The following is a 12570-nucleotide window of genomic DNA, read 5'->3' on the forward strand; positions in this document are numbered from 1 at the left end:
AAAGCAGGGTTTTAGCCCTTTACGAACTGAACGTTGAGTTCGAGCTTCACTTTGTCGCCTACAACTACGCTGCCGGCTTCGGTTATGGCACTCCATTTGAGGCCGAATTCCTTCCGGTTAATGGTGCCTGAGATCTCAAATCCGGCTTTGGTGTTGCCGTACGGATCGCCAACGGTACCGCCGTGTACGGCATCAAGCACAATTTCTTTGGTGATGTCGCGGATGGTCATGTTACCGGTTACTTTGTATTCGCCGTCACCGGTGTGCTCAAATTTGGTTGACTCAAAGCTAAGTTTAGGGAAAGCTTCCGTGTTGAAGAAGTCGTCAGACTTCAGGTGTGCATCGCGGTCCGCATTGTTGGTGAAGATGCTGTCGGTATCAGCGGTAAAGGAAGCTTTTGCGTTTTCGAATGAAGTGCCGTCACCTTCGGCTTCGATGGTTCCTGCAAAGGTGTTAAAGCTGCCGGTTACGGTTGAAATAACGAGATGCTTCACTTTAAACTTAACTTCTGAGTGGGTTGGGTCGATATTCCAGGTTGTTGCTGACATAATGACATTGGATTTGGTTAAAATTACTTGTTGCAACAAATAAATGCTTTTTCGCTCCAAAATGTTCCCGGAAATCAATAAATAATTGAAGGAAGTAACTCTCCCGCATGGGCTTGTTCCGGCAGCTGCCCGCTTGCCCGGGACCAATCGTGAATTAATGAGCAGTAACCGAATCCTCAGGCGATTCAACACTCCGGAGGTGTGCCTGAAACTATGGGATGCATCGGGTTAGTACTGTAGGAAAGATGTTGTTGCCGGAACATTTTACTTTTGGGAAAGTTATTAGACAGAGTACCGCCATCATCCGTATCTTCAAAAAAAACAAGAGGGATTCCTGATACATGAAAGCCAAAACAATTTTATTAGCGCTGATAACCGCCCTGCTCCTGATCAGCGGAACGGGCTGTAACACCGTAGGCGCCGACTCAGATACGGTTACAGCTTTCCACAACAACCTCCGGATTACTTTCGAATTGAGCAGTCGAACTGTTGATCCCGGTGATGAAATTACGGTCACGGTTCAGCTTCGTAATGTTTCCGGTCAGCCGGTGAGCATGATTACCGCCGTGCCTGTCTTATTTGCATTTTATGCGATGCAGGGCGAAACGGTGATCCCGTTCGAGGGTACCCTGTTTTTGTTCCCCGGCATTATCGGGAGTTTTGAAATCGGGGTAGGTCAGACCCATACCGTAACGCATCAGATAAGAGTCCGTTTGCAGGAGAGCGACCCCGTAACCGGGCAGCCCGTTGGAGTGCCGGCTGGCACCTACAAACTCGTTGCTGTGCCCACGACCATCAGCATCAACGGCGAGCCGGGCAGCCTGTCGGAACTTTCGCAAAGCTTTCAGGTTCGGTAGCTTTGGCGTTACAGCTTAAGCGAAACGGTCTGTTTGGAATGCCTCCGCTTCTCTAACCTTCTGCCTGCCACAACTCCGGCCCGGGCTGTCAGGTACGGCTTAACAGTGCCCGCACCGTTTTAAAGCCCTTAAACCATCTTTGGTTATTTCCGGGGTAACGTCTTTTGGTTTAAGCTGCCAAGCCTGATGAATTAACGTTATGTTTTTGCTTTTTTTAGCAACCTCTGAACCCACCATCGCCTTCAAGGTGAATCAGCTTGAAAAGCTTTTTATTTGCCGTAGTTCCCTGCACCGTTTGGCAAGTTGTTTAGAGACTTTTTTAAGTTCCCTGCTATCTTTGCACGTTGCTTTTCACCAAGTTCCGCCTTCTGCTTGGCCATAATCTGTCTGAATTCTTTTAACTCTTCGTCAGTCCAAGGTTCAGACTTTACGATGAAATCAATTCCTTTCGGTTCTTTTACTATTGCCATGGTCAATTATCCATAAAGTATTTATTAACAAGATACGAAGCATTAACGGTATTAATATACATTCGTTGTTTACTAATATGCATTGCTCCCAGAGTCTGCTTATAGTGTTCAATTAAAGCAGACTTTGAATCAAAGGCAACGTAGCCTTCATACCCATTATCAAATGATACTTTACATGCGAAAGCGAAAAGATTTCCGGCTACACCCTGATATGTTTTATTCGTGCCTTTATTGAAGTTGGCACTTTCTATAAGGTGGATAAAAATATGGTCGGACCTTACTTCTAAACTCACCAAACCATGAATTATCGTCGGATTGTTGACGGTTGTCAACTTGTACCCATCTCGATTGATTGTATTTATCTCAGCTTCCCACTCGAAAAGCCACTCGTCGGGATTGAACCCGGTTTTGTCTGATTTGCCAAGCTTCACAACAGATGTGTCGAAAACTTCGCCCGTAACGCTGTTTTCGATGGAGTTGGTTAATCTGTCAATCTCTATGCCTACTTCTTTTTTACGCATACCCGGAAAATACCGCTAACTGAGTAAATTTTACGATTGATATCTTTAAGATAGATGCACAAATGTATTTAGACAAATAACAATCGTTTCACCAATGTAAACCCGGCGTTTCCGGGCCATTGGGCTTTAGAATTTGAGCTTCAGACAATATTTTAAATCGTAGCAAATTAAACCAAATCAGCCGCTTATGTATCAGAGTGCATCAGTACCTCACATTTTCAAAACATCAGCAACAGTCGTGCTGTTCATGCTCGCATCCTTCACGCTTATTTTCGCCGCCGGCTGCAATACCGTTGGCTCTGACGCTGAGCCTTACACTGATTTCCGCTCGCAGCTGCGCATCACCCTTGAGCTGAGTGAGCGCGAAATCGAGCCGGGGCAGCCCTTTACGGCTACGCTCTCCATGCGGAACGTGACCGGGCAGGCAGTGGGGCTCGTTAGCAGTCCGCCGCGTATCTCGGATATTCTGGTGCGGCAGGGTGGCGAAGTGGTCTGGATTTACGGAACCGCTTCAGGCGGGCCGGGCGTATTCGGGTACCACGGTATTGAAGTGGGCAAAACGCTTGATACTCAATTTGAGATGAAAGCAACGGAGCGCCGGTACGATCCGGAAACCCAAACCTATAGTGATGTACCCCTGGCGCCGGGCGATTATGTCCTGCATGCCATCCCGAATGTGGTGTATGTGAATGATGAACTGATGCGCCTGCCTGAGATGGAAGTTGCTTTCCGGGTTAAAGCAGCGAACTGACACAGTTGTTAATCGGGATGCATGAAACGGGAAGCGGGAAGCGGTTTTACTTTGAAATCTAAGCCGCTTATTATATTTTAAGTGCTGAGTGCTGATTTTATTGAACCTGATTCCTGCCCCGATTCCGGTTTCTGCAAAACAGACCATAGCTGATCGCTATGGGTACGGCTCAGCAGTATTAATACCCCCATCTTCTATATTTCAAAAACCTATGTATAAATCATCTTGCCGGGCTGGCGTAAGCCCTGTGATATCTGTGTTTTGGACCCTCCTGTTCCTTCTTTTTGTAACCGCAGCACCGGCCATCAAGGCCCAGACGGTACAGGTCGGGCAGGGCAGTTACAGCCTAACCTTGCCTCCGGGTGCTTTAGGCCCCACCCTTGCCAGCGGTCAGCCGGCTGTGCCGCTGATCTCGGATTCATTCACACAGCCGGTGCAGACCAGCAACTTCTGGAGCAGCATCCTCTTTCCGTTTTTCGGCGATCCGCACTCAGCCCCGCTATACGCCCATCCGCTTTCCCTCAAGGCGGCCCCTGACGGCCTTCAGCTCGGCTACACCGCTAATGCCGTTGTTGACGGGCGCGCTTACAGCTTCCCCTATACGCCTCATCTGATTGTGGGTGTGCAGGGCATGTCGGCTCCCGATACCAAAGTGCTGCACTACGGCGACTGGACTGTTACCGGCGAGTGGCAGGGCAACGGCCGTGAGATGCTCGCCACCCTCGGGCACGGGCTTCCCTTCGTCTATTTCGAAATCAGCGGCGGATCTGCTCAGATTACGCCAACCTCCGCTGCCTCGGTCTGGCATCAGCAGGGGGAAGTGCTTGGCGTAACGGTCGGCGGCGAGCACTATGCCCTCTTTGCGCCCACAGGCTCGCAGTGGCAGACCGGCGGACAATTCATCAGCACCCTCAACGGGCAGGGCTTTCTGAGCGTGGCTGTGCTGCCGGATAACACGCCCGAAACCCTCGAATTTTTCCGCGCACGGGCGTATGCTTTCGTGACCGATACGCACGTGAACTGGGAGTACGACGAAGCCAACGCCCTGCTCCGCAGCACCTACACCTTCGAAACCGAGCTTCGCGACACCGCCCCGGGCAACCTCAACGAAACCCTCTCTGCACTCTACCGCCATCAGTGGCTGAGCGTGCAGCAGGCTGTGACCCCTTACCGCTACAACTCCCCAAGGGGGGAGATGAAGCTCTTTGCCGGCAACAGCTTCACGACGGAGCGCCGCTTTGTGGGGGTGCTGCCCTCCATGCCCGATGCCGGTGCCTACAACCGCGCGCAGATGCTGCAGCTTGTAAATCAGGTTGCGCAGGGCAATCTCGGCGGCGGACCAACCTACCAAAACGGCAAAGATATGGCGCGTTTTGCACACGTTATTCACATTGCCGATCAGCTGGGCGAGCCTGCTGCCGGTGCCAAAGCGCAGCTCATGAACAAGCTGAAGGCACGGGTCCAAAACTGGCTCACGGCAGGCGGAGATCAGCAGTATGTTTACAATGAAATGTGGAACGTACTCACCGGCTATCCTTCTGATCACGGCGCAAATACGCAGATCAACGACCACCATTTCCACCATGCCTACCTGATTATGAGCGCGGCTACCATTGCACGCTTCGACCCCGAGTGGGCGGCTCAGGAAAACTGGGGCGGTATGGTTAACCTGCTGGTGCATGATGCCAACAACTGGGACCGCGATAACGAGATGTTCCCCTTCCTGCGCTCCTTTGATGTGTACGCGGGTCATTCCTGGGCATCGGGTCACGGCGCCTTCGGCGACGGTAACAATCAGGAATCAAGCTCCGAAGCCATGAACTTCGCCTCGGCGGCCATCCTTTGGGGTGAAGTAACGCAGCAGCCGGAAATCCGCGATCTGGGGATCTATCTTTATACAACCGAAGCTGCCGCCATCCATCAGTACTGGTTCGATGTGGATGAGGAAGTTTTCCCGCCGGGCTACTCCTACACTGCCCTCGGCATTGTTTGGGGCAACAAAGGCAACCATACCACCTGGTTCGGCCTTCAGCCGGAATTCATACACGGCATCAACATCCTGCCGGTGCACAGCGGCTCGTTTTATCTGGGCGAGCATCCTGAGTACGTAATTCACAATTTCAACGTAGCCTCAAGTGCGGCCGGCGGGCAGCTCAACCTCTGGAAAGACATCTTCTGGAAGTACCTCGCCCTGGCCGATGCTGAACAGGCCCTGGCCTTCCTGCAGGCCGACCCCAACTACGACCGCTTCGACGGAAACTCCCGAGCCCACACCCTGCACTGGATTCACAACCTGAGAACGCTCGGCCGGGTCGATTTTACCGTACATGCCGATATCCCGACTTTTGGCGTCTTCATAAATTCGGATGGCGGGCGCAGCTATGTGGCCTACAATGCCGGCGACAGCCCGCGCCTCGTTACCTTTTCGGACGGATTTTCGATGGAAGTGCCCGCGCGGGAGCTTGCCGCTGAAATAGCCGGTGAAATTCCCGATACCGAAGTGAAGCTCCCGATCCGCTTCGACAACGAGCTCATCGACTGGAACGGAACCTTTGTGAATTTCGACGGCGGCGTAAGTACCGTAATCGAGAACCCGGATCAGAGCGGTATCAATACCACCTCACGAGTAGCGCGCATGGTGAAGAACGACGGCGCGCCCTGGGGCGGTTCCCTCATCCCGCTTTCCGAGCCCTTCAATCCTGAACAGCCAGTGAAAATTCAGGTCTGGGCGCCGCGTGCAAACACAAGCCTGCTTTTCAAAATTGAAAACGGTGCAGATAACTCACGCAATTTTGAGGTAAACCAGACCATCCCGGCCTCCGGGGAGTGGGTGGAAATGACCTTCGACCTCAGCGGTGCGAATCCCGATTTTACCTACGATAATATCGTGCTGATTTTCGAGCTCGGTACCCCCGGCAACGGCAGTGCGGATTTCACCTGGTACTACGATAACATCGCTTACGTAAGCCCAACGAGCACAGGTCCTGAAGATGAGGTGCCGGCCCGCATCGCACTGTATCAGAATTATCCCAATCCCTTCAACCCGGCAACGACCATCCGGTACGAGCTTCCCGAAGCCGCGGAAGTGCGCCTGAACGTGTACGACCTCACCGGCCGCCTCGTAGCAAACTTGGTCGACGGTCAACAGGCCGCGGGCGCACACGATATCCGCTTCGATGCCGCGCATCTTTCCAGCGGCATCTACCTGTACCGCCTCCAAAGCGGCGGCCAAACCCTGAGCCGCACCTTCACTCTGCTGAAGTAGCGTCTGACGGAAAAGCAGAAGTCCCGATCCGATCCGCACGCGCCCCGAAAAATCATCCGAATGAAAGTAAAAAGCCTCAGCGCAGTCTCTGCCTGAGGCTTTTTGCTTTTGGTGAGTGCAGCTGTGCAGCGGCAGCGAGCTGACGCCGGCGCATCAAATCCGCAGCAGAGTATCAAATATGCCGGATCTTAAAGTCTGCCAGAGGTATTTGAAGAAGGGGTCCTCAGCGGGGTTTCGCTCATGCCGGATTTCGCCTGTTTTGAGTTCACCGTCGGAGTCAGGGATGTTGTTTGAGCGGAGCAGAATTTCATTTGCAAGAAAGGCGGCGATGCTGCCGGCTCTGGAGTGGCTGTGATCGTCTTTATCAACCGGGCGGATTTTCAGGTCTTCGTAGTGCATGCGGATGATGCCGCTTGCCTGATCATCCAGCATCTCAAATAAAAAATCGACCTCATGGGCATTACCGCCGGTAATTTCCACGCCCGCAAGGTCCATGAAAATGCTGTTGAGCTGTTTCAGATCGAAGGGATCGAGCCTGCCGCTGCCCTGCAAACGGAAGGGGCCGTCGCTGAGGGTAAACCGAAGCTCGGTATTCAGCTCTGCGTGGTTCTGAAGGTAAGTCGCAGCCGTGAGCACGGCCGGCACATCAGACCGGGTGTCGATACCCCGCAGGTTTGCCGTCGTGTTGCTGAAACGGATGGTGCCCGGCCGGAAGCCGTCTGCCGCCTCTTCGGAATAGCTGATGTTGCCGTTTTCAATTTGGATGATACCCACCTCAAAATGAAACGGCAGCCCCTGAACCATGTGATTGAGCAGCTTGGGATTCCGGACGCGCGCTTTCCGGGGCAGCTTCAGGTTGGCGGAAACATCAAGGAAAAGGCTTCCCGCAAAAACCGAATCGGCGATAATGAGGCTCTCGTTGAGGAAAGCAAGGTCATCAATCCCGCTGATGCGCAGGTTTCGAAGGTCAATTTCATACATATCGGTGCGGAAATCACGCGCGCGCATGAATCCGGCGTAGCCCCCGACCGGCACAAGCTGCAGGGCGGCAAGTGAAACGGTGCCCGCTTGCTGAGAAAAGCGGAAGTCAGCCAGGGAAAAACGATAGCGATCATCCGAGAAATAAAAGCCGAGGGTATCAACCCTAACGCTTGTATCGCGGTTTTTCTGAGCGAAGCTGCCCTCTGCTGAATTAAAAGCAAACCCACCGGAAAAGGCAATTTCGCTGTAGCGCTCGCTTGCCTCACCCTGATTGCGCAGCACGAGGGTGCCCTCTCGCAGGCGGAAATCATGAAGGATGATTTTACGAATTGACGGCTGATTTTCTGTGTCGCTTTTGGTTTCGGTTTCCGGCTCATGAGGTGCGGGGGTTTGAAACAGGGAAGGGTCCCAGTCCGCAAGGAAGTCGGATGCTTCCAAATGACTGATTTCCATTCGTTTGCGGAGGAGTCCGCTAAGGCTGAGCCCTTCAATGCGGAAGGAAGCTGCCCGAAACAGCAGGTGCCCTGACGGGATGTGACGGATGCTGATGTCGCTCATTTCAGCGGAGCGGCGCATCAGCGAGACCGAGGCATCCGCCATTTCAACCTGAAAGCCGGCACCAAGTTCTTTGGTCAGCATTGCAGCAATGTCGTCGCCGTTTAGGGAACTGACATAAGCAAAAAGGCCTGCTGTAAGCAGGAGCAGCACAACAACAAGACCTGTAAGCAGCTTTTTCATAACGGGCGGCAGGGGTTAGGAGGATGCGGTTCAGACCGCCGGGGAAGTTAGTGCAAAATACTAATTTTTAGACATTTGCAGCGCTTACAAAATGTCGGGACCGCCCTGAATTCTTTATGGATCTTTTTGGACGTAGCGGCCGGGCTGCATTCCAAAATTACTACAACAAAAAAATCCCTGAAGGGTCGGCAATGCCTTGCTTCAGGGATTCTGAAATGATGAGATTCAGGAAACAGCTGGCATCATGCCATTGGCCGATGCGGAGTCGGGATTAAAACACGCCGCGGCAGTTTTCAGCGAGGGTAACGGTGATGCGGTCGAGCTCGGTAGCGCCCCCGGGGAGTTCTTCATCGGTAAGGCCGGGGTAGAACAGATTGGCCTTCCATTCTTCGATGGTTGCAGTGAAAAAAGCAGAGGCTGCGGCATCAGCTTCATACACAATTACATCATAAGCTTCGTTGAGTGAACCGCCATAACGGGTAATTACCTGCCATTCACCGTTTCGTTTGAAAGACGTATTGGTATGATCTGACTGCGGATAGTAAAATTCATCTGAGGGGCGCAGCAGCACCCAGATGTCTTTATCGTGCCCTTCGGGATAAACACCCATAGTGAGCACCCGGCAGCCGATGGCATCACCTTCTACGGGGGAAGTAATCTGCACACGCTCAGCCGGCAGCGGCACTATAAGTTTACCGGCAGTTGCAACACGCTCCATCTGCCCCTGCTGCGTAACAATTCCGTAAGAAAAGCCGCCGTACAGGATAAGCCCGATACCAAGCACTCCCATAACAACCATAGCCGTAGGGCTGAGGAAGGGTTCGCCGCTTGTACTGCCTCTGATGGTTCCAATAATAGCCGGCAGCACGAGAACCACACCAACGATCACTACAATAATTTCAAAAGTCATATCAGTAGCCTCATTTTAAAATATTAGGGGTTGTTGCAAGATAAAAAAGCAGAACACCGAATCATAGTAAAACCTGCCATAAATGTAACTGTTGCAAGTATTTATGGACGGGATTTGTGCAAAAAAATTGCACGGATGATGGCACGCGGGATGGCACGCGGATTGGGCGGATCGGGCCGGATTTGCGCGGATTTATTTAGATTGGCCGCCGACCACCGCCCGCCGACTACCAGCGCCGGGCTAAAGCCACGGCGCTATTCATGGGTACAGAGCCTGACACACTGACATACTGACATACTGACACACTGACACACTGACACACTGACACACTGATTTCTACTGCCTCGGTATCACATAAAACTCCGTCATGCGGCCGTCTATATAATAGACGCGCTCGCCGTCGAAGAGGGCGTTTTCTTCGAGCATTACGCGGATGCTGCGGTTCCAGGAGGGGATGAAAACCTCGGCGTTGAGCTCGATGGAGTGCGCGGTGTTGGGGTAGAGGGGGTAATCGCCGGAGCCGGGCACGCCGCCCTGCTGATCCCACAGGCCGATGGTAGGGCCCGCACCGTGACCGTGAAAGCCCAGCGGATGCGTGTAAATCGTGGCTTGTATGCCTTCCGCCCGCGCTTTTTGCAGGGCCGCGGCAAGGATTTCGTTGCCGGTGCGCCCCGTCACAAACTCCGCGGTGAGGATATCCTGCAGCCGGTTACCCACTGCGAGCGCGTAGCGGAGGTCTTGCGGTACCTCCGTTTCGCCGGGTCGCAGCACATAGGCGTTCCGCTGCGTGTCGGTGCTCAGGCGCAGGTAGGTGATGCCCAGATCCATATGCACGATGTCGCCGGGCTGAATCACGTTCAGGTCGTAGGAGCCGGAAAAATCCCCCGAGTGCTCATCCTGCTGCGCGCGGATCACCTGAACCGTAGGATGAAACCAGGCCGTCAGCTTCCGCTCGCGGATACGCTCCCGAAACCACCACTGCACGTCGGAAGTCGTCGTAACCCCCGGCGTAATGACCGCTTCCGAAAGGCCTTCCTCAATAATGGCGTGCGCGATGCGGCTCACCTGTCGGTACACCGCTATTTCCTGCGGGGTGCGGGTCTCGAGCCAGCCGACCGAGAGGTTCTCCGCAGATACCACCCGCGGGTGAAACGCTTCGTCGAGGTTGGCCATCAGCAACGAATAATCGGTGAAACTCAGGCCATCAGCCAGCGCAAAGTGCTCCGAAACATTGATACCGATCCTGCGCGGATTGCGCTCTGCAATGACCTCACCGAGGCGCTTCCACTGATCCGGCTCCTCATCCACAAACCACTGCGTCTCAAAAAAGCCGATATTGTAGCGCGCAACGGCAAGACGTTCCACCGGCTGACCGTTACCGGGATCGAAAAACACGAGGATGGTCGTCCGCCGCGAGGACTGCCAGGTTGCCGGCAGCATGGTGAGCAGCACCGGATCTTCGTTGTACTCCCGGGCAATCAGCACCCACATATCGATGCCTTCCCGCCGCATCAGTTCCGGAACAAGATTATCGAGCCGGTACTCAAGCCACGAATCAATCACCTTCGCCCGCTCCTGCATGGGCAGAATGTGCGGCTCCCCAGCCGCGGACGAAGACTGAGCCGTTGCAGCCCCGCTGAACAACAGCAGCAGAGTTGTGAAAACCAACAGAAAGGAGAGGGTGAAGATGTTTTTCATAGCAAAGAAAATTTGAGGGAAGGATGGATGGATGAGGGAAGGAGGCAGACTTCCGCCAAAATACTCAGAACAGAGGAATGGATGGCACGCGGATTTTTAGAATGACCGCTGACCGCTGACCGCTGACCGCTGACAGGAGACAGGAGACAGGAGACCGGAGACCGGAGACCGCCGACCACCGACCACCGGCGCCGGGCTAAAGCCACGGCGCTATTCATGGAATCGGAATTTGACACACTGACACACTGACACACTGACACACTGACATACTGACACACTGTACCTGCCCTGCAAGGTGCACATCAGGCTTAGCGCCCTTAATGTAAAGCCAATATTTTCATCAGCAAAATCCGGCCGGCAATCGGAACAGACAGGGGAATTACCTACTTTTAGCCCGTCAGCTCTTTGGGCCTGAAACAGAAAATCTCTTTCTTCAACCCCGCATCATGAACACCCTGTTTCCGATAGGAATCTTTCTCAGCTTCTTTTTCCAGTTTCTGCTAATAACCAAAAAGCGGGTGTCCCTGCCGGATAAAATTCTGGCCGTTTGGATGTTCCTTTTTGGCCTGCATCTGTTCAGCTACTATTTGCACTATCTGGGATACTGGGAAGTCTATCCGCATCTGTCAGGCCTGCATCACCCTTTCCCGCTGCTTCACGGGCCCTTTTTGTACCTGTACGTCCGGTTTTCCCTTCAAAGCGATCAGCACTTCAGCCGGCAGAATTACCTTCATTTTATTCCGGCCCTGCTCTGCTATCTCTACATGATTCCCTTCTTGTTTTTTTATTCGGCTGAAGAAAAACTGCTGGTAAATCAGGGGATGACAGATGACTACGCAACTTTCATCACGCTCTCCGTTTTTGCTTTCATCCTTTCGGCCGTAAGCTATGCCGTTGCTTCGTTCCGGCTGGTAAAGCAGTATGATGAGCTGGCGGGTCAGAATTTTGCAAACCTGGAGCAAATCGACCTCATCTGGCTGAGGAATTTTATTTTGGGTATGGGATGTACTTTTTCCTTTGCAATCCTTTTTCTTTTGCTGGAAGAAGGCTTCGGAATGGACTTCGGTTTTAATACCGATCTGGTGTTTTATCTGCTGCTCATCACCTTTATTATTTACCTGGGGTATTCCGGAATCCGGCATCAGAGCATTTTTACGGATTCTGATGAAACTGCCGTGCAAATCGCCCAACCCAAAAGCACCGCTGAATACGCCCGTTCGGGACTTAAAGACGCTGACGCCCTGAGGTATCATCAGCAGCTTCTGGAGCTGATGAAAACCCGCAAACCCTATCTCGAACCCAAGCTCACCCTGAGCAGCGTTGCCGATGACCTGGGGGTTTCAGTCAATCATTTGTCGCAGCTTATCAATCAGTATGAGCAAAAGAATTTTTTTGATTTCGTGAATTTATACCGGGTTGAAGAATTCAAGCAGAGGGCTGCCGATCCCGCCAATATGAACTTCAATATATTGTCAGTTGCCTTTGATTGCGGGTTTAATTCCAAATCTGCCTTTAATCAGGTTTTCAAAAAGTTTACCGGAAAAACACCCTCACAGTTTTTGACAGAACAGAAGCAGGGGATGGCAGGGTAGCAGGGCAGTGCAGGCGCAGCTGAAAATTAGGGCTTACAGCATGAAAACCCGGGAACCGGACTCAGGTTAAAAGGGGGGCGACAAAGGGGGCGAATGGGGTGAATGCGCCCGAAAGAGGCATCCTTTAGCAGCTGTAACTGCCGGAGGAGGCTGCAAACAGTTTTTTTTGATATTCCTTCAGGCTAAAAATAATCAGTTGTTTAGGGGTTGTCGGGACGTCCCGTCCTATAGGTTCGGAC

The 12570-nt window shown here is 52.8% G+C and carries 10 protein-coding genes; 4 read left to right on the forward strand and 6 right to left on the reverse strand.

Going from position 1 to position 12570, the window contains the following annotated elements; all coding sequences use genetic code 11:
* Nucleotides 1-11: 11 nt before the first annotated feature.
* A complete protein-coding gene (locus LAT75_RS08475; protein WP_291482217.1) occupies nucleotides 12-548 on the reverse strand; it encodes a YceI family protein in 537 nt (178 codons plus the stop codon).
* Between the two features lie 341 nt (nucleotides 549-889).
* Between LAT75_RS08475 and LAT75_RS08480 the strand changes: the two genes are divergently transcribed.
* Complete coding sequence (locus LAT75_RS08480; RefSeq protein ID WP_291482218.1) at nucleotides 890-1405, forward strand: hypothetical protein; 516 nt, start codon at nucleotides 890-892, stop codon at nucleotides 1403-1405.
* A gap of 269 nt (nucleotides 1406-1674) precedes the next feature.
* On the opposite strand, the gene LAT75_RS08485 is transcribed toward LAT75_RS08480, so the two are convergent.
* Both LAT75_RS08485 and LAT75_RS08490 read right to left on the reverse strand, forming a co-directional pair.
* Nucleotides 1675-1875: a hypothetical protein gene (locus LAT75_RS08485; RefSeq protein WP_291482219.1), complete on the reverse strand. Its 201-nt coding sequence runs from the start codon at nucleotides 1873-1875 to the stop codon at nucleotides 1675-1677.
* A gap of 2 nt (nucleotides 1876-1877) precedes the next feature.
* On the reverse strand, nucleotides 1878-2396 hold the full coding sequence (locus LAT75_RS08490) for a hypothetical protein (protein WP_291482220.1): 519 nt from the start codon (nucleotides 2394-2396) through the stop codon (nucleotides 1878-1880).
* A gap of 187 nt (nucleotides 2397-2583) precedes the next feature.
* Between LAT75_RS08490 and LAT75_RS08495 the strand changes: the two genes are divergently transcribed.
* Together LAT75_RS08495 and LAT75_RS08500 are read left to right on the forward strand one after the other, a co-directional pair.
* On the forward strand, nucleotides 2584-3147 hold the full coding sequence (locus tag LAT75_RS08495) for a hypothetical protein (RefSeq protein ID WP_291482221.1): 564 nt from the start codon (nucleotides 2584-2586) through the stop codon (nucleotides 3145-3147).
* Between the two features lie 256 nt (nucleotides 3148-3403).
* Nucleotides 3404-6412: a glycosyl hydrolase gene (locus LAT75_RS08500; RefSeq protein ID WP_291482222.1), complete on the forward strand. Its 3009-nt coding sequence runs from the start codon at nucleotides 3404-3406 to the stop codon at nucleotides 6410-6412.
* Between the two features lie 153 nt (nucleotides 6413-6565).
* Here the strand turns inward: LAT75_RS08500 and LAT75_RS08505 are convergent, their stop codons facing one another.
* The 3 genes from LAT75_RS08505 to LAT75_RS08515 all read right to left on the reverse strand — a co-directional run bounded on the left by LAT75_RS08505 (nucleotide 6566) and on the right by LAT75_RS08515 (nucleotide 10739).
* Nucleotides 6566-8131, reverse strand: coding sequence for a DUF748 domain-containing protein (locus LAT75_RS08505; protein ID WP_291482223.1), 1566 nt, complete (start codon nucleotides 8129-8131; stop codon nucleotides 6566-6568).
* 271 nt (nucleotides 8132-8402) lie between these two features.
* Nucleotides 8403-9041, reverse strand: coding sequence for a hypothetical protein (locus tag LAT75_RS08510; protein WP_291482224.1), 639 nt, complete (start codon nucleotides 9039-9041; stop codon nucleotides 8403-8405).
* A 336-nt stretch (nucleotides 9042-9377) separates the two neighbouring features.
* Complete coding sequence (locus LAT75_RS08515; RefSeq protein WP_291482225.1) at nucleotides 9378-10739, reverse strand: M24 family metallopeptidase; 1362 nt, start codon at nucleotides 10737-10739, stop codon at nucleotides 9378-9380.
* Nucleotides 10740-11185: 446 nt separating this feature from the next.
* On the opposite strand from LAT75_RS08515, the gene LAT75_RS08520 reads away from it, so the two are divergent.
* A complete protein-coding gene (locus tag LAT75_RS08520; protein ID WP_291482226.1) occupies nucleotides 11186-12331 on the forward strand; it encodes a helix-turn-helix transcriptional regulator in 1146 nt (381 codons plus the stop codon).
* Nucleotides 12332-12570 lie beyond the last annotated feature (239 nt).

Origin of the sequence: Cyclonatronum sp. (assembly GCF_022565315.1) — a bacterium.
In the GTDB taxonomy this organism is placed as follows: Bacteria; Bacteroidota; Rhodothermia; order Balneolales; family Cyclonatronaceae; genus Cyclonatronum.

What these genes read in the sequence shown, in the direction of transcription:
- LAT75_RS08480 (WP_291482218.1), top strand. Translation starts at nt 890, where the DNA reads ATGAAAGCCAAAACAATTTTATTAGCGCTGATAACCGCCCTGCTCCTG.
- LAT75_RS08510 (WP_291482224.1), bottom strand. Translation starts at nt 9,041, where the DNA reads ATGACTTTTGAAATTATTGTAGTGATCGTTGGTGTGGTTCTCGTGCTG.
- LAT75_RS08490 (WP_291482220.1), bottom strand. Translation starts at nt 2,396, where the DNA reads ATGCGTAAAAAAGAAGTAGGCATAGAGATTGACAGATTAACCAACTCC.
- LAT75_RS08475 (WP_291482217.1), bottom strand. Translation starts at nt 548, where the DNA reads ATGTCAGCAACAACCTGGAATATCGACCCAACCCACTCAGAAGTTAAG.
- LAT75_RS08495 (WP_291482221.1), top strand. Translation starts at nt 2,584, where the DNA reads ATGTATCAGAGTGCATCAGTACCTCACATTTTCAAAACATCAGCAACA.
- LAT75_RS08505 (WP_291482223.1), bottom strand. Translation starts at nt 8,131, where the DNA reads ATGAAAAAGCTGCTTACAGGTCTTGTTGTTGTGCTGCTCCTGCTTACA.
- LAT75_RS08485 (WP_291482219.1), bottom strand. Translation starts at nt 1,875, where the DNA reads ATGGCAATAGTAAAAGAACCGAAAGGAATTGATTTCATCGTAAAGTCT.
- LAT75_RS08515 (WP_291482225.1), bottom strand. Translation starts at nt 10,739, where the DNA reads ATGAAAAACATCTTCACCCTCTCCTTTCTGTTGGTTTTCACAACTCTG.
- LAT75_RS08520 (WP_291482226.1), top strand. Translation starts at nt 11,186, where the DNA reads ATGAACACCCTGTTTCCGATAGGAATCTTTCTCAGCTTCTTTTTCCAG.